Origin of the sequence: Ferrimonas sp. SCSIO 43195 (genome assembly GCF_023716685.1) — a bacterium.
Taxonomy (GTDB): domain Bacteria; phylum Pseudomonadota; class Gammaproteobacteria; order Enterobacterales; family Shewanellaceae; genus Ferrimonas; species Ferrimonas kyonanensis.
In genome coordinates this window covers 2,346,076-2,366,489 of sequence record NZ_CP072679.1, presented here as the reverse complement: position 1 = coordinate 2,366,489, position 20,414 = coordinate 2,346,076, and the positions used below count along the sequence as shown (strand labels likewise).

At 51.9% G+C, this 20,414-nt stretch carries 20 protein-coding genes; 10 read left to right on the top strand and 10 right to left on the bottom strand.

What is annotated here, in order from left to right:
• Positions 1–45: 45 nt before the first annotated feature.
• Positions 46–1,220 (top strand): IS3 family transposase gene (locus J8Z22_RS11175; RefSeq protein WP_252010409.1). Its coding sequence is split into 2 segments (ribosomal slippage): positions 46–325 and positions 325–1,220, totalling 1,176 coding nucleotides; the frame shifts between segments, so codons are not numbered across the junction.
• Positions 1,221–1,596: 376 nt separating this feature from the next.
• Here the strand turns inward: J8Z22_RS11175 and J8Z22_RS11170 are convergent.
• Both J8Z22_RS11170 and J8Z22_RS11165 read right to left on the bottom strand, forming a co-directional pair.
• The gene (locus J8Z22_RS11170; protein WP_252010408.1) at positions 1,597–1,902 is read right to left on the bottom strand and encodes a hypothetical protein; all 306 of its coding nucleotides are present in this window, start codon (positions 1,900–1,902) and stop codon (positions 1,597–1,599) included.
• Positions 1,903–2,091: 189 nt separating this feature from the next.
• The gene (locus J8Z22_RS11165) at positions 2,092–3,072 is read right to left on the bottom strand and encodes a transposase (RefSeq protein ID WP_252010407.1); all 981 of its coding nucleotides are present in this window, start codon (positions 3,070–3,072) and stop codon (positions 2,092–2,094) included.
• Positions 3,073–3,261: 189 nt separating this feature from the next.
• On the opposite strand from J8Z22_RS11165, the gene J8Z22_RS11160 reads away from it, so the two are divergent.
• The 7 genes from J8Z22_RS11160 to J8Z22_RS11130 all read left to right on the top strand — a co-directional run bounded on the left by J8Z22_RS11160 (position 3,262) and on the right by J8Z22_RS11130 (position 8,387).
• Complete coding sequence (locus J8Z22_RS11160; RefSeq protein ID WP_252010406.1) at positions 3,262–3,474, top strand: hypothetical protein; 213 nt, start codon at positions 3,262–3,264, stop codon at positions 3,472–3,474.
• 163 nt (positions 3,475–3,637) lie between these two features.
• Complete coding sequence (locus tag J8Z22_RS11155) at positions 3,638–4,000, top strand: hypothetical protein (protein WP_252010405.1); 363 nt, start codon at positions 3,638–3,640, stop codon at positions 3,998–4,000.
• Between the two features lie 89 nt (positions 4,001–4,089).
• Positions 4,090–4,575: a hypothetical protein gene (locus J8Z22_RS11150; RefSeq protein ID WP_252010404.1), complete on the top strand. Its 486-nt coding sequence runs from the start codon at positions 4,090–4,092 to the stop codon at positions 4,573–4,575.
• Between the two features lie 398 nt (positions 4,576–4,973).
• Complete coding sequence (locus J8Z22_RS11145) at positions 4,974–6,017, top strand: hypothetical protein (RefSeq protein ID WP_252010403.1); 1,044 nt, start codon at positions 4,974–4,976, stop codon at positions 6,015–6,017.
• 711 nt (positions 6,018–6,728) lie between these two features.
• Entirely contained in the window at positions 6,729–7,277 is a 549-nt protein-coding gene (locus J8Z22_RS11140; protein ID WP_252010402.1) for a hypothetical protein, read from the top strand.
• Positions 7,278–7,351: 74 nt separating this feature from the next.
• A complete protein-coding gene (locus J8Z22_RS11135; RefSeq protein ID WP_252010401.1) occupies positions 7,352–7,744 on the top strand; it encodes a hypothetical protein in 393 nt (130 codons plus the stop codon).
• 337 nt (positions 7,745–8,081) lie between these two features.
• Positions 8,082–8,387, top strand: coding sequence for a hypothetical protein (locus tag J8Z22_RS11130; protein ID WP_252010400.1), 306 nt, complete (start codon positions 8,082–8,084; stop codon positions 8,385–8,387).
• Between the two features lie 246 nt (positions 8,388–8,633).
• Here the strand turns inward: J8Z22_RS11130 and J8Z22_RS11125 are convergent, their stop codons facing one another.
• Positions 8,634–9,905 (bottom strand): site-specific integrase, encoded by a 1,272-nt coding sequence (locus J8Z22_RS11125; protein WP_252010473.1) that lies wholly within the window; start codon positions 9,903–9,905, stop codon positions 8,634–8,636.
• Positions 9,906–10,033: 128 nt separating this feature from the next.
• Between J8Z22_RS11125 and J8Z22_RS11120 the strand changes: the two genes are divergently transcribed.
• Complete coding sequence (locus J8Z22_RS11120) at positions 10,034–11,731, top strand: S16 family serine protease (RefSeq protein ID WP_252010399.1); 1,698 nt, start codon at positions 10,034–10,036, stop codon at positions 11,729–11,731.
• 65 nt (positions 11,732–11,796) lie between these two features.
• Positions 11,797–12,336, top strand: coding sequence for a bifunctional 3-hydroxydecanoyl-ACP dehydratase/trans-2-decenoyl-ACP isomerase (gene fabA, locus J8Z22_RS11115; protein WP_028112778.1), 540 nt, complete (start codon positions 11,797–11,799; stop codon positions 12,334–12,336).
• Here the strand turns inward: fabA and J8Z22_RS11110 are convergent.
• From J8Z22_RS11110 to J8Z22_RS11080, 7 genes are all read right to left on the bottom strand, one after another.
• A complete protein-coding gene (locus J8Z22_RS11110; RefSeq protein WP_028112777.1) occupies positions 12,333–12,815 on the bottom strand; it encodes a glutathione peroxidase in 483 nt (160 codons plus the stop codon). The genes fabA and J8Z22_RS11110 overlap by 4 nt on opposite strands.
• Positions 12,816–12,962: 147 nt before the next feature.
• Positions 12,963–13,139, bottom strand: a complete 177-nt coding sequence (gene rmf, locus J8Z22_RS11105) for a ribosome modulation factor (protein ID WP_084144401.1) — start codon at positions 13,137–13,139, stop codon at positions 12,963–12,965.
• A 206-nt stretch (positions 13,140–13,345) separates the two neighbouring features.
• Positions 13,346–15,280, bottom strand: a complete 1,935-nt coding sequence (locus tag J8Z22_RS11100) for a DUF3466 family protein (RefSeq protein WP_252010398.1) — start codon at positions 15,278–15,280, stop codon at positions 13,346–13,348.
• Between the two features lie 9 nt (positions 15,281–15,289).
• The gene (locus tag J8Z22_RS11095) at positions 15,290–17,203 is read right to left on the bottom strand and encodes an ABC transporter ATP-binding protein (protein WP_252010397.1); all 1,914 of its coding nucleotides are present in this window, start codon (positions 17,201–17,203) and stop codon (positions 15,290–15,292) included.
• Positions 17,200–17,433 carry a glutaredoxin family protein gene (locus J8Z22_RS11090; protein ID WP_252010396.1) on the bottom strand — a complete coding sequence of 78 codons (234 nt, stop codon included), beginning with the start codon at positions 17,431–17,433 and terminating at the stop codon, positions 17,200–17,202. The genes J8Z22_RS11095 and J8Z22_RS11090 overlap by 4 nt, the downstream gene beginning before the upstream one ends.
• Positions 17,426–19,546, bottom strand: a complete 2,121-nt coding sequence (gene rlmKL, locus J8Z22_RS11085; protein ID WP_252010395.1) for a bifunctional 23S rRNA (guanine(2069)-N(7))-methyltransferase RlmK/23S rRNA (guanine(2445)-N(2))-methyltransferase RlmL — start codon at positions 19,544–19,546, stop codon at positions 17,426–17,428. Before rlmKL ends, J8Z22_RS11090 begins: the two co-directional genes overlap by 8 nt.
• Positions 19,547–19,712: 166 nt before the next feature.
• Positions 19,713–20,252, bottom strand: a complete 540-nt coding sequence (locus tag J8Z22_RS11080) for a cell division protein ZapC (protein ID WP_028112772.1) — start codon at positions 20,250–20,252, stop codon at positions 19,713–19,715.
• Positions 20,253–20,414: the final 162 nt, after the last annotated feature.

Here is a 20,414-nt window from a genome sequence, read left to right as displayed (position 1 = left end):
GACCCGCTTTAGTGGACACCAAAATCGTTAGATTAAGGTGTCAAAATGCCTGCCTACAAGACAGGAAAACGAACCCAGCAGTACAGCGTTGAGTTCAAGGTTAAAGCAGTAACCTGGTCACATCTTCCTCACCGGTCAGTGAAGGAAGTAGCTCAAGCACTGGACATTCATCCGTTCATGTTGTCTCGTTGGCGCAAAGAGTATCGAGATGGCAAATGGGGCATGTCCAAAAAGAACAAAAATCAATCAGAGCCGCTCTCAAAGAGCGATGAGATCAACCAGCTAAAAAGGCGACTCGCAGAACTGGAACTGGAGAATGACCTCCTAAAAAAGTGGCAACGGTTTCAAGCCGAGGAAAGGAGGAATCCTTCCGGTTCATAGCGCGCTATCAGGGGAAAATTCGATTGTCGCGGCTGTGCCAGTTTGTAGGTGTGTCACGATCAGGCTTTTATGCTTGGAAGAAGCGTCAACCAAGTCAACGGGCACAAAGCGACAAAACGTTGAGCCAAGAAATTCAACGTCTTTTCCGGTTGTCTAAAGAGCGCTATGGCAGTCCCAGAATTCATGCTCAACTTAAGCTGCAAGGCATTTGTGTAGCACGGAAGCGGGTGGCAAGGTTAATGCGCGAACTTGGCCTTAAAGCCCGCTCAGTTCGGGTTTACCGGCAAATGAACAAACGACGGCAGACCCTGAAGGCAACGGAGAACCTGAGATTGAAATGCGAGGCCCCAAGTACCGTTAATGAGCAGTGGTCTGGTGACGTGACTTACTTGAAGCTGGGGCGGAAATGGTATTACCTGGCGGTCATCATCGACCTGTTTTCGAGAAAGGTCGTGGGCTGGTCTTTCAGTGATAATCGGACGTCAAAATTGACCGAGGGAGCGCTAGTAAAAGCTGTACGCACAAGACGACCGAAAGAGGGGCTCTTGTTCCACTCAGATCGTGGCATTGAGTACCTGAATGAGAACCTTCAGGGCTACTACAAACGTTACGGCATTAAGCACAGTTTGAACCGTGCAGGGTGTTGCACCGACAATGCCGAAGTGGAGTCATTTTTCCATACGTTGAAGGGGGAAATGTTCCAAGGAGCACGGTTTCGAGATCAATGGAAATTGAAAGACGAACTGGCTAACTACATTGACCAGTTCTATAACCGTCGTCGATTGCACTCAAGCCTGGGCTATCAAAGTCCGCAGCAATATGAGAGAGTCGTAGCATAACAAATCCGTGTCCACTTTATCGGGTCAGGATCAATTCACAACTCTTGGCATTTTTTGTTCTACTTCTAATTTAGTGTTTACGATAGAAAGCTTTAGGTTTAGTGGTGGCGTTGTTCACCCCTTAATGCGGCGTTAGTTGCCAATGAATATATCCCTATACGATACAGCTAGTAAATTAGACACCCATTTTAAAATTCTTCACTAACCGCTAGTGCCCGCACTTTTGGTTTAAGCAATGTGGGCTCGATGAAATCCAGTGCCAATTCCCCAAAAGACGGGTCCTGGAGCATTCAATAAAAAAATTCCCAAAAAGCGGACAACAGTGAGCCTCTTGGAAGGCAAGATTCGTTAAATGAGATAGTGGAGTGCGTACCGACTAAGCACCAAGCAAACGCTTAGCGTTTCCTGAGCCTCGAATTCGGTGCATGCCATCGGTTTGCCGGCAGTGCTGCAGGCTGTGCAGTCGCCCTGCCAAGTGGCAGAACTGGTACTCAAAGCCCTCGGTGAGCTCCATCCAGCTGTCTAAATCAATATCGAGTCGTTGCAACAGCGTGCCGCAGGAGGCTGGGATGGCCCCGGTTTTGTCGCCCCTGATGGCACGACCGGTAAACTCCACCAGTTCCAGATAATCATTGAGATGACACGGCAATGCATGCAGGCCCCGAATAAAATAGACATCCATTTTAAAATCCTTCACTAAGCGCCAGTGGCCACACTCATAGTTTGAGCAATGAGGCCTCGATGAGATTCAGTGCCAGTTCCCCAAAAGGCGGGCCTTGGAGCATTCAATAAGAAAAATTCCAGGAAACGGACAACAGTGAGCCTCTTGGAAGGCAAGATTCGTTAAATGAGATAGTGAAATGCGACCCTGTTAGGCACCAAGCAGGCGCTTAGCGTTTCCTGAGCCCCGAATTCGGTGCATACCATCGGTTTGTCGGCAGTGCTGCAGACTGTGCAGTCGTCCTGCCAGGTGGCAGAACTGGTACTCAAAGCCTTCGGTGAGCTCCATCCAGCTGTCTAAGTTGATATCGAGTCGTTGTAGCAGCGTGCCGCAGATGGCTGGGATGGCTCCGGTTTTGTCGTCCCTGATGGCGCGACCAGTAAACTCCACCAGTTCCAGATAATCATTGAGATGACACGGCAATGCATGCAGGCCCAAATTGTTGGCATCAAACGGTTTTAGCGGCTCTGGCTGTTTGCCTTGGAGGGCTGCGCGGATGCGCATCTGAATGCTGGTAAAGTCCGATTGCTCCGGGGTTTTGGCGATGCCTGCACGAATAGGGTTGAGGTCGACGTAAGCCATACACGCCAGCAGAGCCTGCTCATCGAGCAAGGCCTGAGATTTGAAACGGCCCTCCCAGAACCGCCCGGTGCACTCATCCTCTTTGTTGGCTTCGCGAGCAATGTACTCGTTGAGGGAGCGCATAAACCAACTTAAATCGACCAGGCGAGTACGGTAGAGCTCCGCTTTGCATTCAACCTGGTGGCGCTCAACACTGGCTAGATTGTCACGCTGCTCGTCATCACAATAACGGCGAGTAACTTCAGTTCCGGCAAACAGTCGGTGCCAGCGATTAAGTACCTCCAACGTGCTCCAGTCGTTGGCCTGCTGGGCATCGACATGCAGTACCACATGGGTATGGTTACTCATCACCGCATAGGCACAGACTTCGATGGCAAACGCCTGACTTAATTCGAGTAACCGTTTTTCAACCCAGTCGCGGCGGTGTTCGTAACTGATGCCGGTGTACGTATCGATGCCGCAAAGGAAACTGCGGCGAACACAACGACTGACGCAGTGATAGAACGGGGTATCTTGCAACGATACCTGTTGGCTTCTGGCTGTGGGCATAGTCTCATCCTTGAAACTAACAAAATCACAGTATAGGTGATGGCTTCAGAGCTATCTTAGTATGGGTGTCTGATTAAACTTGATTTTATCGGGTCAGGATCATTCCAGCCAGGCCGGCTCCCGCTAAGTGCAGCGTTATGTTTCCGATTGCTTCACCGCTAAGTCGGTTAAATTGATAAGGAGAGTATTATGGAGTCTACTTTTAAGTCATTAATTTACTTAGTGCAGTACTTAGCTAGTGAGCGTAATGACGATGAATATACTGAGGAAGATGACCTAAAACAAATAGAGGAGGTGGCTAGCCTGCTACAGAGCGCAACAGATGAAGAGAAAGCTGCATTAATTTCTATTTCAAAAAAATTAGGCTTCAAGGATTGGACTAAGCAAATAGGTATAGAGTAGAGACATCTGTAAAATAAGAAACATAACAAGGCTTTTTAGGCGGATTCACAACGCTTGGCGATTTCAGTTCCAGTCTGGTTTAGTGTTTGCTGAACAATGGTTTAGGCAAGGTGGCCGCGTTGTTCATCCCTTAACTCGGCGTTAGTTTTTACACGAGGTATTAATGAGATTTATTGCAATGATTTTCAGTATTTTGTTACCGCTTACCTCACAAGCAAGCGAAGGTATTGATATTAACAAGCTTAAAAGTGGCTCAATAATCGAAATCACAAAAACATATCCAAATACAAAGTCTGATAAATTAGTATTTGTAGATATTGATGTGGAAGCAAAAAGTAAAGAACTACTCAAGAGTTATATTCTACTTAGCTTTATAGATAAGGAATCACTCCATTCCGATGAATATTCTGAGTATTCGTATGATAGGTATATTGTATCGTTCAATATTGTTTCAGGTAAGCTAGAAAAAGTCGTCAAAGGTGGTTGGGGATCTTATCAATCAGTTGATAACAATATAATTAAATAGTTAAAACTAACAAACGCACCATTTTAGGACAGCTTCCACTGCGTTTCAGCTGTCTAATATGCGGGCGTTAGGCTAATTCTAAGGTATTCATGGAACATAAGGTATACGACTTCGATTGGCATGCATTTTCACAAGAATTAATGCCTGTGCTAGAAAGATCTTTATCGGATGAAAGCACAGTTGCTTTAATTGTGTTTATAAACGAAAATGTCTCTGAACTGACAGACCCTTACGAGGGAAATAAATTAAAGCTCGATTGGAAGACTCTACTAGAGACAGGCTCTATTCAAGAGTTAGGTGATTTTGCACTTACAAAATACTATAACGTTCTGGACGATTTTGGTTTGGCGGAATTATGGTTGCCTTTACAAGAACGCCTCCCTAGCGAAGCAAAAGAACACTTACTTGGTTTTCCCATAGCTAACTTCGACCCTGGCTGTTGCGGTTCGTACTTTCAAATGCCTGAGGATCTGACAAAAACTTACAAGGCACTGAGCACATTATCTCTCTCTTCAATTAACGAATTTACGGCAGCTATAAAGGCTGTTGAAAATGGGCTTTACGTTACATTCTAAAGGCCTAACATAGAGTAAGCTAGACACCCATTTTAAGATCCCTCACTAAGCGCCAATGCCTGCAGTACTCGCTTAGTCAATGAGACCTCGATGAAACCCAGTGCCAATTCTCCAAAAGGCGGGCCTTGGAGCATTCAATAAGAAAATTTCCAGGAAGCGGACAGCAGTGAGCCTCTTGGAAGGCAAGATTCGTTAAATGAGATAGTGAAATGCGACCCTGTTAAGCACCAAGCAAGCGTTTGGCGTTTCCTGAGCCACGAATTCGGTGCATACCATCGGTTTGTCGGCAGTGCTGCAGGCTGTGCAGTCGTCCTTCAAATTGCTGCGTAATTACGCGCCAGCTTTGCCAGCCGCTGTGGTAGGCGTTATGCCTCTGAGAAAGAAATGAGAGTAAAAAAATGCTTTATAAATGGAAAAACCCAGGTCAGAACGATTCCGATATTGATAAAGTCAAAGAAATAAGCCTTTCATCTTCAAACTTAAAAGAGAAAGATTTAGAAAATATAATAGCAAAGAGAATTGATGATTTAGTTCGCACAGATCAATTAATGATTTTGATGCAAGAACGGCAACGTCAAGAAGAGCCTGATATTATTGCAATAGATCAAGAAGGTACTATTCACATTTTTGAACTTAAGCGATGGGAAGGTAGAAGTGAAAATATTCTTCAAGTTTTAAGATATGGGCAAAAATTCGGAAGATATGACTATGAGAAGTTGAATTGGTTTTATCAGTCATATAGGCGGGGGAAGCATGGAGAAATAAGCCTTCAAGAAGCGCATAAAGATTTTTTTGACTTAGAAGACAGTTTAAATAAAGATAAATTTAATGCTAAGCAGCGTTTTGTAGTTGTAACTCATGGACTAGACTATGACACTTGGGATGCTATTGCATACTGGAAAGCTAAAGGTATTGATATTATTGCTCAGGTCTACCGCACATTTAAAATAAAAGACGATGCCTATATTGATTTTGATCCATTTGGCCCAATACCTGATGCTCCAAAACAGCAAGAAAGCGGTTTATATGTTGTGAATACGAATAAAACATATATGCCTAATGTTTATACGGAAATGGTCAAAGAAAAAAAGGGTTCAGCATATTACGAAAAGAAATACTCGATTCAAAATATATCAGCCGGCAGCCCTGTCTGCTTATACCATGTCGGAACTGGAGTTATCGGCATTGGTAAATCAAAAACAGACTATGTAAAAAAGGATATAAACGGTGATTCTGGTGAAGAATATTACATTCCGATTGATTTTGAGTATCTAGTAGATATTGAACAGCCTGACTGGCAAAGAAAAGCAGTTAGAGCATCTGAGATAAATAATCATTTCAACTCCAGTCATAGGTTTCGGCAGACTGTGTTCCAGCTTCCCTACGAATTTTCCGAATTCATAAGAAAAAGATTAGCCGATAAGGGAGTGCCCAAGGCATAACAAAAATTTCCAGTTCGTTCCGGGGCGTTGCCCCTCCACCCGACGCGCCTGCTTGCGCGTTGCTGAAATTGGCGTTGATATGATTCCCCATGTCAATCAGGATGGTTGCGGTCGTGCTTCGAGACGCACAGTCAGCCAAGTTACAGCTAACAAATGAACCGTTATATACATAGGGAGGTTCAGTGAAAAATCTGGTTTGCCCACACTGTCAGAAAATTGCATTTTCAAAGCGTAGAAAATTGTTTTTAGGTCCGATTAATAGTGCGAATTGTCAGCATTGCCATAGGGCTCTTTCCGTTCCTTATTGGTCGCTAGTTATCGTAATCCCTTTTGCACTGTTATTCTGGAATTACCTAAGCTCAGATTGGTTAGTGCTGTGCAGCTTGGGGCTAATTAGTTTAGTAACTGTGGCGGGTTGGCAAACTTGGGCTGTACCACTAGTTGAATGTAAATAACAAGCGCTCAAAAAAGCATAAAGAGCGCTTGCCGCAAAAACCCATAGAAGCTTTCTTATACGAGACTCTCAGTCGCTGGCAACGACGGTGTTGCTGACTATTTATTAACCCAAGGCGTGGGCAGGCTGAAGCTAGAGATTGAACGGGTAGGGGGCTTAGGTGACCGTGACCTCACTAAGACCTGCTGATTTCTTCTTTGCTTTCTTTCATCTAAACTGTTGTTCCCTTGGATGTATCCTTAAAATTTGAACCAGAAATGAAGATAAAAACAGCAAGTTTGAATGGTTTTGTACCTTTGGAACGCACCGCCTCTCGGGCTAAGTTTACCCTTGGTCAAAGACTGTCGTTTCATCACTGCCATCGCGATCAAGCCAATTGGATAAAACAGGTCTTTACCGAACAGGGCATTGTTCAGGGGATATTTTGGGATGAGAAAAACAACGATGTTGTGTACCAGCTCAATGCCTCAGCACGAGTCGGGAAAATCTACGCTCATGAGCAGGATATCATCCAGTTAAATACTCAAGAACAATCGGCCTGCCCGTGGGGGCAGGTTGAGTCTAAAGCCTGTGATGGAATCATTGTACATGTTGACCATGAGGTTAACGCCACTCAGCTTCTGAAAGACGTGGTCGCAACGTTAAGACTGGATGTCATTGATTACTATCGGCATAAAAGGAAGCTTCATATTCTGCTGAAGACGGCCACCTCGGTTGTCAGAGTAAGCTACGACAACGTGGCTGAGTTCAAAGTCTTTGCTAAGCGGGTGAATTTCCATCAAGCATCGGAAGCGTTAATGGCCTAACGCGCCATAAGAGATACGCCGTCAGCAGTATTGCTGATGTTCCTCTCCTTAACTGTGCATTCCACCAGGAATCGATGATGGTAAAGATCTACTCGTATTATTTTGAAGAGTTGCTGTTCAAATTTGCTTTTGGAGAGGAAAACGGCGCGGATTATCCTCGCTGGTTAGACGACGAAGCGTTTCCCCCGTTATCGCCGCGAGACGCTATTAAAGCCTCTCGAGTCGTGGTGGCGACAATGCTAAAAGCCTATCCCCAGGCCGACCCTCAGTTCGATTCTTGTGCATTGAAACGATCCAGCGAATCCCAAAGTGGGTGGTGGTACTACGATATTGATTGGGTCGTATGGCCGCCAGAGTGCGACGGTAGCGATCGAAGCACCATCAATGTTCCGGTGCTACTCAATGGCCAGGTCCCCGCTTTTGAAGTGTTCAGCTACCAGGAACGCTTTAAAGCCTGGGAGTCCTAAGGTTTACTGATAGGTACAGCCTTGCTGACGCAAAAAAGAGTAGGGCAGTTGGCTGAGTTTTCCGTGCAACATCACGCCAGCAATGTCGCTATGACCGAGCCGATGTAGACCGCGCTTAAGCACTTTCTTGTTACCAATTAACAACTCATTCAACGATTTAGGCTTTGCTGTGGATTCGACCACAGCATGTTTCACGAACCATTCAGCGATGTCTGGCCCGGAGCCTACGGACGGCAATTCCACGGAATGGTTTCGGATTAGCTTCCACCATCATCACCATTACAGACAAGTACTATACTGCGAAGGTGTGTCAGCGTTACCGATAAAGGACAGAGCCATGTCAGCACAAGATAAGTTAGCTGGCTATGCCAGTGGTTTTGGCAGTTTAGACCCTCACGTCATAGCGGATAATGTGACGGCCGGTTATCGGCTTCTCGACAAAAACGGCGCAGTGGTAGAGAGAAATGCTCTGCCTCAGTACATTGCTGAACTGAGAAAGCATGGCGATGAGATGCAAATCTCTGATGTAATGGTCGATGGCGACAAGGCATGGTGTAAAAGGCAGATTGGAGAGGTCATTGGCGCCGGCTTGATTCGCTTTAGTAACAACGGCGTTAGCCAGGAGCAGTTGTTTTACTCGTAACTAGGCGTGAGTAATCACAGCAGTACCGACTACAAACGAGCGATGAACACGAATAACGCGGACAGCGCCATGGCGAACGGTCGAGGCCGACATGACGCTGCAGGTAACAAGTGGGACAGAGCCCATAGGGCTTCAATCCTATTTATACTCAATTTACCATAATATACATTGTGCGCAATTGCGTATCGAACACGAGACCTAGAACACAGGCCCCGCATTTGAAGCCGATAAATAGCGTTATCGGCATTACCCCTGATTCGCCAGGCCATCCATGGGCTTACGCGCGGCGCTTTGATGACGTTCAACCCGACTGGTGTGCAGATACCGCGACGTGGTGTCGATGCTGTCGTGTCTGGCGTCGGCCTGCACATGGGACAACGGCCGCTGATGAATGTTGATGTCGTGGCTGATGCCGGTATGGCGCAAACTGTGTGTGGTCATGGTGCGCATCTCTGCGGCGTCCTGGTTCAGTCCATCGGCCTCGGCATCATCGGCGGCACTGGCAATGATGCCGTCAATCACTTCCCGAATCTGGCGAATGCCCAGATTGGCATGACGCACGCCGGCATCGCGACCATGAGCCGATGCCTTATGCCGCACAAATAACGGTGTCTGTTCGTCCGGTGCCGGCAGTTCTGGCAATCCCAGATAGCCGCGATACTGTTTCAGTGCATCCAGCAACGCATCAGACACTGCCACGGTGCCAGATTTGCCGGACTTACTCAACGGCACAAAGAAGCCCCAGACACCGGTTTTCTTATCCCGTCGAAACTGGCCCATCACCGGCGAAAATCCCGGCCTGGCGGCCACTTCAGAGATTCGCAGATAGCAGCTGTACATCAAACTGATCAAAAACCGGCTGCGCTGGTGCTCGTCCGGATTCTGTTCGGCCAGCCTGTCTACGCATGCCATCACATAAGACCATTGCAGTTCGCTGAACGCCTTTAAGTTTTCATCGTCTTCACGGGCGGTCAGGTGTTGCTGATTGTTCTTGTAACGTCCGGCCCGCAACAAAATGGCGGCCGGATTGCGGTCGCCAAAGTCCACATCAATCAGATAGGAAAAGAATGCCGATAACAGCGCCAACTTGGTGCGAATGGCCGAATGAGACAGCTGGTACGCCAACTCCTGACCCAGGTCTTTCTTGCCGAGAAACGGCCGCCATTTTGGGTTTGGCCGCCGTTCACCGTCTTTAAGCTGAAACTGCGGTACATTGCAAAAGCCGATAAGCTCTGCCGGGGGTTGCTGGCAGAACTCCAGGTAACGCGCCAAGCTGCGCCGGTCCACCTGCAAAATCGAACATTGCTCCACCTGCCACAACCAATGGAAAAACGTCGTTAATTCACTGCGATGGCTTTTGAAGTTGTTCTCAATGGCTTTTTGTTCCAGTAGCCAGTCGTAGGCCAACTCGTAGGTTAACCCGGCATCAGACACCCCGCCTTCAATCTGTAATGCCATGTATTTATTGACATAATCATTGGGGTGGTCGAAATATTTCAAAGTATCAAACAACGCCATGGCCGGTGCTTGCTGGTTCACAAAGTGCGCCTTTTACCGATAACTGTATAAATATACAGTATCATATTAAAAAACCGAGATCAGCCCCCTGCCCTTGGCTGGCATTTTGGTCGCTGAAGTGTGGTATATTGGCGGCTTTTCCGCTGATGGAGTACGGCCAGTTGGTCAACCGCCAAAGTTATCGCTTACTAGAGACCCAGCTTTTTCCACAATTTTCTGAGTCCGCCACCCCCAATGCCGCCCCTGAGTACCCTGCCCTGTTGCTGGGCCAGAGCCGGCTCATCGCCTGCTGGCAGGCGCTGGTGGCTCAAAGCGCCAATCATCTGTATTTGAGCACCACCGTTGGCTTAAGCGGCCCGGCCGTGCTGGCTGATCTTAACCGCCTGACCGACTCTGCCACTTTGGGCAGCGTTTCGGGTCGCCAAGCCAGTAACGACTCGGTCTGTGACTCGTTGGTGGTAGACCGAATCCTGTCCCGCCAGGCGCTCTATGGCCACACTCGCACCGATGGCGCTACCAGCCCCGGGTTGCTGGGCCAGACTCGACTGTTGGCAATTCCGGTGGAATATCTGCTGGATAGACCATCGGTGTGGTGGCCACTCAAGCAGGCGCTGGAAACCGGTCACTATTCTGTGGGCGATCGCCAACTACCGGTTCAATGCCAGGTGGTGATCATCGGCAGTGCGGCGGATTACGATAACCTCAACGGCTTTGACAGCAACTTTTCAGACATCATCAACCTCTACGGCGAATGCCAGCCAGAGATGGAAGCGGTAAACGCCGACCAGCAGAGCCAGTGGATGACCGCCGCCAACGGCGAATGTCGACGCCTGTGCCAGCGCGAGTTGTCCACGGCCGCCGCCACACGATTGGCCCGCCATGCCAGCCGCCTGGTGGAACACCAGGAGAAGCTGAGCCTGTCCTGGTCAGAGATCAACAAGCTATTCAAGCTGCTGGATGGTGGCACCAGCGACGAAGTCAGTGAGCAAGAGATCAACGCTGCCCTCGCTCTGCAGAGCCAGATGCATAACGCGCTGGAAGAGTCGTCCCATGAATCGATTCGTGAGCAGATGGTGCTGGTTCAAACCCAGGGACAAGCGGTGGGCCAGATCAACGGCCTGACGGTGGTGGATTATTGTGGCCACAGCTACGGTGAGCCGGCGCGAATCACCACCACGGTGCATTATGGTGACGGCGAAGTGGCCGACGTCGAACGCAAATCCGATCTCGGCGGCAACATCCACGCCAAGGGAATGATGATTTTGTCCGCCTGCCTGTACCGACTGTTTGGCCGCGATGCGCCACTGCACCTCAATGCCAATATCGTGTTTGAACAGTCCTACCAGACCATCGATGGCGACAGCGCCTCATTGGCAGAATACTGCAGCCTGATCTCCGCCATCGCCGATGCCCCCATTGCTCAGAATATGGCCATGACCGGCGCGGTGGATCAGTTCGGCAACGTGCAGGCAATTGGCGGTATCAACCAGAAAATTGAAGGCTTCTTTCGAGTTTGCAACAGTCGTGGCCTGACCGGCGACCAGGGGGTCATCCTGCCTTCAGCTAACATGCGTCAGCTGAATCTCAGTGATGAGGTTATTCAAGCTGTGCTTGAAAAGCGCTTCCACCTGTATCAGGTCGATAAGGTGGAACAGGCGTTGGAGTTGGTCAGCGACATTCCCCTGGCCGAAGCCGATAAGGACAACCAGTACCCGGAAGAGAGCCTGTATGGCAAGGTGCAATTACGCTTGGCTCAACTGGTCGGTGCAGGTGACGAGCCACTGACACTGCTGGATCGCATCAAAGAGCGACTGAGACTCAGCTGATCGGAGTTGTTTAGTGAACACGCGTTCGCTAATCTGGTGGCATCTTAATTAGAGGATGTCGTGCTATGCAAGCTACTGCCGAGTTGCCCGTTGAGAAGGTCGACCAATTTAGCAAAGAAGAACTGATCGCCAGCGGCCATGGTGCCCTGTTTGGTACAGACGCGCCCCGTCTGCCGAAAGACAACATGTTGATGCTGGACCGCATCATCCGCATCAGCGATACCGGCGGTAAGTTTGGTAAAGGTGAATTGATCGCCGAACTGGATATCAATCCGGATCTGTGGTTCTTCGATTGCCACTTCGAGTCCGATCCGGTAATGCCTGGCTGCCTGGGCCTGGATGCCATGTGGCAGCTGGTGGGCTTCTTCCTGGCCTGGCAAGGCGGCAAAGGTAAAGGCCGTGCTCTGGGTGTGGGTGAAGTGAAGTTCACCGGTCAGATCCTGCCAACGTCGAAAAAGGTGACCTACCACATTCACCTGAAGCGCACCATCAACCGCAAGTTGATCATGGGCATGGCCGACGCCGACCTGATGGTTGATGGCCGCCTGATCTACCAGGCGACCGACCTGAAAGTGGGTGTGTTCCAGGACACCAGCACCTTCTAAAGCAGCGCGGCAATGTCCTTGTCGATCTGTTCCGGCTTGGTGGTGGGCGCATAGCGCTTCACCACCTTGCCCTGTTGGTCGATCAGGAACTTGGTAAAGTTCCATTTGATCCCATCTCCCAGCAAGCCCCCTTTCTGCTTTTTCAGCCACACGTACAGCGGGTGCGCCCGGCGGCCGTTGACCTCAATCTTGGCAAACAACGGAAAGCTGATATTGAACTGCAGATCGCAAAACGACCGTATCGCCTCGTCATCGCCAGACTCCTGACTGCCAAACTGGTTGCACGGGAACGCCAACACGCTAAAGCCCTTATCACTGTACTTCTGCTGCAGTTTCTCCAGCCCCTCATACTGAGGCGTAAACCCGCAGGCACTGGCGGTATTCACCACCAGCAGCACCTGGCCGCGATATTGCTCAAATTCGATGGTGTCGTGTCGATTGGATTGTGCACTGAACTGATACACGCTGGAGTCGCTCATAGCCCTTCCCTGCTGTGATGAATAAAATGTCTAATGCTCTGAGTGTACTCCGATTCTCGCGGCAATCCAGACCCACAGCCGCGCCATAAACCTGAGCCACAAAAAAGCCCCCGTAAACGGAGGCTCATGTAAGACGAACTGCGAATTCTACTTGTTAAACATTCCGGATACCCGACTGTCAATGGCGTCGCGCCATCCTCCCAGCCACATCATTTTGGCGTCCATCGACTGATAGGGACAATTCTCCTTTGAACGCCCTGACAAACCTGCTTGAAATCCACGTGCTTGTGCTCTTTCCAAACGATCCCGTTTTTGTCTTTTCATTTAACGCTCATCCTTCTTTTTTGCCGTCTACAGGTTGAGGAGGCTGTCGCCTCAGTCACCACTATTGGCGATTTTTTGCCCGGGTTCAAGCCCCAATTATGACAACAGAAAGGAATTTCAGTTAAATTACTGAGAAGAAACGCACTATTTTATACAAAAAAAAAGAGGAGCCCGGCTCCTCTTTTATCCTAGCTTGATTAAGCGATTTAGCGGCGGCGACGGAACCAGGCCAGTGGCAGCAGAGCCAGTACCCAGGTCAGTGGCAGCGAGGCACCAGAACGCTCGTTCGGAGTGGAGTCACCATCGGTTTCCAGCGGGATGGTACAGCTGCTCTCGCCGGCGTTGGCACGCAGCACCACAGGACGCGGCAACTGATCGGTAATCGGCTTACCGAAACCATCGGTCTCGATGACGATTTTAGTCACGGTCTCGCCGCTTTCCGGATCGGTCACCTCTTCGGTCACTACCTTGCCATTTTCCACTTTGACTCGCGGCAGTTGCACCAGCGCGGTACCAACGATCTCACCGTTGTCGTTGACGCCGTTGGCTTCAACAATGGTGAAATCCGCTTCGTAGGTAATGCTCTGAGCGAAGGTGGTGTCGTCGGTGATCATGAACTTGGACCAGCGCTTGCCCTCATCGTCCACCACACTGCCGTTGTCATCGGCCACGAAGCCGCGCGATTTACAGGTCAGCAGGTTGTTGAGGTTCACGAAGGTGTTGCTGTCGCCAGCCTCATCGGCCACGTAGTCATACACGAAGGCGTTGCGGCGACGCGGCAGCTGCGCTTGCACGTCGACTTCGATGTTACCCACCACCAGACCGTTATTGCTGATGTCTTTGGCCAGCGACGACAGGTCTGTCTGGCCACCGGGGTTAAAGTCGCTTGGCTCTCGGTAGTACTCTTCGCCGGAATTGACGTCATAAACCCAGAACTTGGTTCTTGGGTAGCCGCTGATGTAGCGCTGTACCGTACCGACCGCGATGCCGCCATCGTTAATGGCGGTCGCGGTAGAGCCGCGCAGGCCTTCAACGTTCAGCTTGCTGGGGCTGAGAATGGTGCCGTCAGGCTTCCAGATCTGAGCCCAGCGGTACGACATCAGGTTGTTGCTGTCGTTACGCTGGTTGGACTCACCCACCACCACGCCACTGGCGTTGATGCCCAGGCCCATGGCGGTGTACACCGTGGTATCGCTATCCAGTGGCGTAAACGGCAGATCCAGAGTCTTGGTCAAGGTAGCGGCGCCGCTGGCCGGGTCCAACTGCCATATGGCAGGCCGCACCTGGTATTGAATGGTGCCACTGTTCTGCTGCGCCTGAATGCACACGTCCATCGGATTGGCGGTGGTCGGGTTTTCCAGGTACACGTTCCAGCAACTGTCGATCACATCCTCGGAGCCACTGGCCAGCGCGGTACCGACGTAACCGGTGATCTGATCCAGGGTGTTGACGGCGGCGGCGACCGAGTAGCCACCAATGTCCACAGTGGATGAGCCGGACACCTCTGAGGTGTATTCGGTGTATGGGGGAACCAGGAAGGTCTCATTGCCACCGGACTGCACCACCCCGCGAGCATCGAAGTCGCGAACGTAGAAGAACGGATCCTCGTCACCTTCATCCGGAGTGGGATCGGCCACCTTGGATTGAGTGCCGGAGGTGCGCCCTACCCGTACGTCACCGTCGGCCTTAATGCCGAAGTAGAACGCATCAGAGGTGGCATCATTGTCGGTATCATCCGGGGCACTTTGGTTGTTGATGGGGCTGTGGACCGCGGTCCAGCCATTGCCTTCATCAATCTCATAGGCAAAGTTGTTGCCCTGAAAGGCACGACTGATGTCCGGGCTCAGCGCATCGACGGTGGGGAAAATGACGTCTTCCACTTCGCCGATGATGCCGTCGTCTTCCAGACCGCTGGTGTTGTTGACGCCCTGAGCAATGCCCAGTACCACACCCTGGTTGTTGATGTCGCCACCATAGCCGTTACGAGTGGCGGGCAGCTGACTGGATGCCAAAGAAAACATCTCATCCAAGTTGACGATCTCATAGGCGTCCCATTGACGCGGAGCCGCCTGCGCGCCCCATGCCGTCAGCAGGGCTATCGCCAAGGTGGTTTTCTTATAGTTACACTTCACTAGGCTCATTCTTTCCCCTTAGCCTGAATTTTGCATTGTTTCCAGCTCTTCCCATCGGCTGAAACACAGTTCCAATTCTTGTTCATCCTGAGCCAGTTTTGCCAGGATGCGGTTGGTCTCGTTCGAGTCCTGATCAAAGAACCCGGGAGCCGCAATCTGTTGTTGCAAGGCCTCAATGGCCTCCTCGAGGGCCTCCATCTTAGCAGGAAGCGCGTCAAGTTCACGTTGTAATTTGTAGGAAAGCTTCTTAGCTTTAACCGGCTCCGATTTTTTCTCCTCTTTCGCCGGTTTATCAGCCACTTCAGCCGTTTTCTGCTGAAGTTCTTCGCCAAAGAACCGAGCGCCGAGTCGATGGGCGTCGCTGTAACCACCCACGTATTCGTGCCACAAGCCATTGCCACCAAACCACCAGGTGCTGGTCACCGTGTTGTCGATGAACTCACGATCGTGAGACACCAGCAGCAAGGTGCCGTTGTACTCGGCCAGTTTGGCTTCCAGCAATTCCAGAGTTTCGACATCCAGATCGTTGGTGGGTTCATCCATAACCAACAAATTTGCCGGTTTCAGGAACAGTTTCGCCAGTAACAGCCGGTTTTTCTCCCCTCCGGAGAGGCTGCGAACCGGACTGCGGGCCCGAGCGGGTGCAAACAGGAAGTCCTGCAGGTAACCCAGAACGTGGCGATCTTTACCGTTGATGGTCACCGTCTGCTTACCTTCGGCCACGTTATCCTGTACCGATTTGTCCAGATCCAGGTCGGTGCGGTGTTGGTCAAAATAGGCCACTTCCAGCTTAGTGCCCTGCTTCACCTCACCCTGCTGCGGGGCCAGTTCGCCCAGCAGCAACTTAATCAGGGTCGATTTACCACAACCATTGGGACCGATCATGGCGATGCGATCGCCGCGGGTCACGATGCGATCCATCGGCGCGACGATGGTTTTATCCGGCCAGGAGAACCCCAGGCCTTTGATGTCGAACACCAGCTTACCGGACAGGCTGCTGCTCTCCATCTTCATGTTGGCATTTCCCTGACGGCTCAGGCGTTCGGCCCGCTCCTGTCGCATCGCTTTCAGTGCCCGTACCCGGCCTTCGTTGCGGGTCCGGCGGGCCTTAATTCCCTGACGAATCCAGGTCTCTTCCAGGGCAAGTTTGCGATCAAACTCCGCCGCCTGCTCCTCTTCAACCCGCAGTGCTTCCTCTTTGGCGACCAGGTAATGGGCGTAATCGCCGGGGAAGCTGCTGAGCTTGCCGCGGTCCAGATCCACAATTCGAGTGGCGGTGCGGCGAATGAAGCCGCGATCGTGGCTGACAAACACGATGCTGCCGGCAAAGCCTTTCAGCATCTCTTCCAGCCACTCGATGGCATCGATGTCCAGGTGGTTAGTCGGCTCATCCAGCAACAGCACGTCCGGTTGGCGCACCAGTGCCCGTGCCAGGGCGGCCCGGCGCTGCCAGCCGCCGCTGAGATCGCCCATGGCGGTATCGCCATTGAGGTTCAGGCGGCTCAGGGTCTGGCTGATCTGTTGCTCGGCGCCCCAGGCTCCGTGCTCCTCCATCTGCTCCTGCAACCGGTGCAGTTTCGACAGGTTCTTATCGCTGGGGTCGTCGGCCACCAGCAAACTCAGACTCTGATAGCGTTCCAGCAGTTCACCCACCTCCGCCAGGCCCTGAGCCACGTAGTGATAGACGCTGCCCTGTTGCTGCCGCGGTGGATCCTGGGGCAGATAGGCGATCTTGATGCCGGTGTCGATGCCCTTGGTGCCGTCGTCCATCTCCTGCAGCCCCGCCAGGACTTTCAGCAGGCTGGATTTGCCGGCACCGTTACGGCCCACCAGACACACCCGCTCGTGGGGCTCAAGAATAAACTGGGCGTGATCCAGCAGCGGCGTATGTCCGAAGGCCAGTTGGCCATTGTTAATTCTGATTAGGCTCATGATGTTTGGTCGTCTGTAAACTGCGTCAAGGTCAGGGCGTCAAAAGGCCAGCCCAGTTCGCGGCCGCTGCTGTGGCGCAGCACCGGAATCCGTTCGCCATACGCCGCCACCCATTCGGGAGAATCGATGATGTCCTGGCGGTGTACCTCAAGCCCGGCCTCTTTCACCAGCGCCTGTGCCAGTTCGCACAGGTGGCAACCGTCGGTATGAAACAGGGTGTACTCAGGCATGCTTCACCAGCCAGGCGTTGTGAATGTGCTTGTTGCGGGCGAAGTCCGGCGACATGGTCTTATCGCTGATGTTCTGCGCCGCCAGGCCCAGTTCCGCCAAGCCGTCGAGATCCATCTTAAAGTTGCGCTTGTTGTTGGAGAACAAGATGGTCCCGCCCGGACGCAGCAGGCGCTTGAGGTCGGTCATCAGCCGCAGGTGATCCCGCTGAATGTCGAAAGTGGTGGCCATCCGCTTGGAGTTGGAGAACGTCGGCGGATCGATAAAGATAAAGTCGTATTTCTGATTACAGCGCTCCAGCCAGGCCAGGCAGTCGGCCTGCACAAACTGGTGCTGGCGCCCCTTGATCCGATTCAGCTCAAAGTTCTCTTCGGCCCAGGCCAGATAGGTCTTGGACATGTCCACCGTGGTGGTACTGCGGGCGCCACCGAGGGCGGCGTGCACCGAGGCCGAACCGGTGTAGGCGAACAGATTCAGGAAGTCCTTGCCTTTACTGTGCTGCTGAATGTGACGACGGGCCAGGCGATGATCCAGGAACAGGCCGGTATCCAGGTACTCGGTCAGGTTGACCTTGAAACAGGCGCCGTACTCCATCACGTTCAGATCGATGGAACGGGATTTCTGCTTCTGATACTGGCTCTTGCCCTTCTGACGCTGTCGGGTCTTAAGCACGATCTTATCCGGATGCACATCCAGCACCTGAGGGATCTGCCACATGATGTCCACCAGCCGGGATTTGGCCTTGGCTTCATCCACGGTCTTTGGCGGCGCGTACTCCTGCACCACCACCCAGTCCTGATAGCGGTCTACGGCGACGTTGTAATCGGGCAGATCCGCGTCGTACAGGCGGAAGCTGTCGATCTCCTCGCCCTTGAGCCACTTAGTCCGTTGTTTGAGGTTTTTCTTGAGGCGGTTACCAAACTCTTCTCCACCCCGCGGCTGAGCCGGTTCATTGGACTCCTGCTCCTGGCGAGCGCGAATCTGGTAGTTGGCCAGCTTCACTTCCAGGTTGGAGTTAAACAGCTTGTATTCTTTGTCGCTGCGCATCCGCAGGGCGTTGAACAGCATGTCGTCGCTGCACAGCAGGCTCAGCTTCCAGTCGCCCCAATGACCCCGCAACGCGCGACCAAGATCGGAATAGAGGCCGATCATCCCGGACAGGTTGCCCAGGCGTTCGCCATAAGGGGGGTTGGTGACGATGAAGCCGGGCTCTTTGACCTCAGGCCGGGCCTTGAGGGCGTCCTGCTGGCTGAGCTTAATCAGCTTATCGACGCCGGCACGGGCGGCGTTCTGCTTGGCAATGCCCACCACCCGGCTGTCCAGGTCGGAACCGATGAAGCGCGTCTTGCAGCTACGGGCGCCGCGATCGCCTCGAACCTGGGCTTCGTTGGACAGCTCGTCCCACAGGGCATCGTCGTGGCCCTTCCAGGCGTAGAAACCCCAGTGTTCGCGCAGCAGTCCTGGGGCCTTGTCCGCCGCCATCAGCGCCGCTTCGATCAGCAGGGTGCCGGAACCACAAAACGGGTCCACCAACGCCTGGTCCTGATGTTTGGTCCAGCCGCTGCGGATCAGCATCGCCGCCGCCAGATTTTCTCGCAGTGGTGCCTGACCGTGATCCAGGCGATAGCCGCGCTGGTGCAGCGGCGCGCCGGAGAAGTTCAGTCCTACGGAAAGGCGACCGCCCTTGAGGACACAATCGATCTTGATGTCCGGATCGGTCTTGGTGATGCCGGGGCGCTGGCCACTGTCTTCGCTGAAGCAATCGACAACGGCGTCTTTAATCTTGAGGGCGCCAAACTGGCTGTTACGCACTTCCCGGTTGGTGCCATGAAAATCCACCATAAAACCGCGCAAGCTGGAGAACAGCGACGGCCAGTGGATCTCTTTGACCTTATGGTACATGTCGTCGGCATCGGTGATTTCGAAATCACTGATCACCATCACTACCCGGCTGGCAAGGCGGGACCACAGACAGATGCGGTATGCGGTGGCAAGATCCGCCTGGAAATGGACAACCGCCAGGCCCTCGTGGACCTCTTCGGCTCCCAGCTGGTTAAGTTCATCGACCAACAGGTACTCTAGACCCTTGGGTACGGCGGCGTAAAAGCGCTTCATGGCATTCCGGCAATTAAGATACAAAACACCCATTATACCTTGATGGCGGGCGTTCGTACCGCTCAATTACCTGGATAGTGCTGCAAAATGCACCAGTTGCGCCAAGGAAGCTAACTGACTGACGAAAAAGCGGGAACGGATCGGCTGTGTAGACGCTAATCGAGGATCAGGCGGCAGAGTGAGCCCGTCGCTTGGCCTGCTGCGCTGGCACCAGCCTATCGTTCATCACTTTGATGGGCTGGAAACATGGCAGCGATTTGCTGGCAGACAGCGGCAAAGCCTCGGACAGCAGCATCACCAGCGAACTGCGCTCTTCCGATTGCACCACCACAAACAAACCACTGCCGTGATCCGTGTCCAGCTGGCACAGCTTACCCACCCGGCTGTAGACGATGCTGTTGCTGTGGTGGAAGTACCAACTCTTGGGCATTCTCGGCAGGGCAAAGAACGCCAGTGCGGTGGCATTGATGGCAATCTGCACCTGCTGTGGCTCCGACAGGGTCAACTGGTTGCCAATGTCGGACAACAGCTGGGTGTAACAGTCGGCGTGCTCGGCACTGAAAACCATGCCCTGAAGAGCATCGGGAATAATCTGACTGGCGTCGTAGGGAGTGACAAACACCATCTCATCCCCCAGGTCGAGTGCTAACCTGGAGTGTTGCGGCTCGAAGAACCAGCGCCAATTGACCGTAGGCATAAGCAACATGAGTGGCATCCTTATTTACTGGATGAAAATTATACTAATATAAATATTCAGGTTTGGGCAAGAAATAAAATAAATTATTTTAAACGATCAATTATATACCAAGGGGATCTCGAATTCGATCCTTTTTGGATCGTCGATCGCGATCGATATAAAAAAGAAAGG

Bases quoted from the DNA above. Each gene is read 5' to 3' on its own strand.
- J8Z22_RS11170 (WP_252010408.1), bottom strand. From the start codon at position 1,902: ATGGATGTCTATTTTATTCGGGGCCTGCATGCATTGCCGTGTCATCTC.
- J8Z22_RS11165 (WP_252010407.1), bottom strand. From the start codon at position 3,072: ATGCCCACAGCCAGAAGCCAACAGGTATCGTTGCAAGATACCCCGTTC.
- J8Z22_RS11160 (WP_252010406.1), top strand. From the start codon at position 3,262: ATGGAGTCTACTTTTAAGTCATTAATTTACTTAGTGCAGTACTTAGCT.
- J8Z22_RS11155 (WP_252010405.1), top strand. From the start codon at position 3,638: ATGAGATTTATTGCAATGATTTTCAGTATTTTGTTACCGCTTACCTCA.
- J8Z22_RS11150 (WP_252010404.1), top strand. From the start codon at position 4,090: ATGGAACATAAGGTATACGACTTCGATTGGCATGCATTTTCACAAGAA.
- J8Z22_RS11145 (WP_252010403.1), top strand. From the start codon at position 4,974: ATGCTTTATAAATGGAAAAACCCAGGTCAGAACGATTCCGATATTGAT.
- J8Z22_RS11140 (WP_252010402.1), top strand. From the start codon at position 6,729: ATGAAGATAAAAACAGCAAGTTTGAATGGTTTTGTACCTTTGGAACGC.
- J8Z22_RS11135 (WP_252010401.1), top strand. From the start codon at position 7,352: ATGATGGTAAAGATCTACTCGTATTATTTTGAAGAGTTGCTGTTCAAA.
- J8Z22_RS11130 (WP_252010400.1), top strand. From the start codon at position 8,082: ATGTCAGCACAAGATAAGTTAGCTGGCTATGCCAGTGGTTTTGGCAGT.
- J8Z22_RS11125 (WP_252010473.1), bottom strand. From the start codon at position 9,905: ATGGCGTTGTTTGATACTTTGAAATATTTCGACCACCCCAATGATTAT.
- fabA (WP_028112778.1), top strand. From the start codon at position 11,797: ATGCAAGCTACTGCCGAGTTGCCCGTTGAGAAGGTCGACCAATTTAGC.
- J8Z22_RS11110 (WP_028112777.1), bottom strand. From the start codon at position 12,815: ATGAGCGACTCCAGCGTGTATCAGTTCAGTGCACAATCCAATCGACAC.
- rmf (WP_084144401.1), bottom strand. From the start codon at position 13,139: ATGAAAAGACAAAAACGGGATCGTTTGGAAAGAGCACAAGCACGTGGA.
- J8Z22_RS11100 (WP_252010398.1), bottom strand. From the start codon at position 15,280: ATGAGCCTAGTGAAGTGTAACTATAAGAAAACCACCTTGGCGATAGCC.
- J8Z22_RS11095 (WP_252010397.1), bottom strand. From the start codon at position 17,203: ATGAGCCTAATCAGAATTAACAATGGCCAACTGGCCTTCGGACATACG.
- J8Z22_RS11090 (WP_252010396.1), bottom strand. From the start codon at position 17,433: ATGCCTGAGTACACCCTGTTTCATACCGACGGTTGCCACCTGTGCGAA.
- rlmKL (WP_252010395.1), bottom strand. From the start codon at position 19,546: ATGAAGCGCTTTTACGCCGCCGTACCCAAGGGTCTAGAGTACCTGTTG.
- J8Z22_RS11080 (WP_028112772.1), bottom strand. From the start codon at position 20,252: ATGTTGCTTATGCCTACGGTCAATTGGCGCTGGTTCTTCGAGCCGCAA.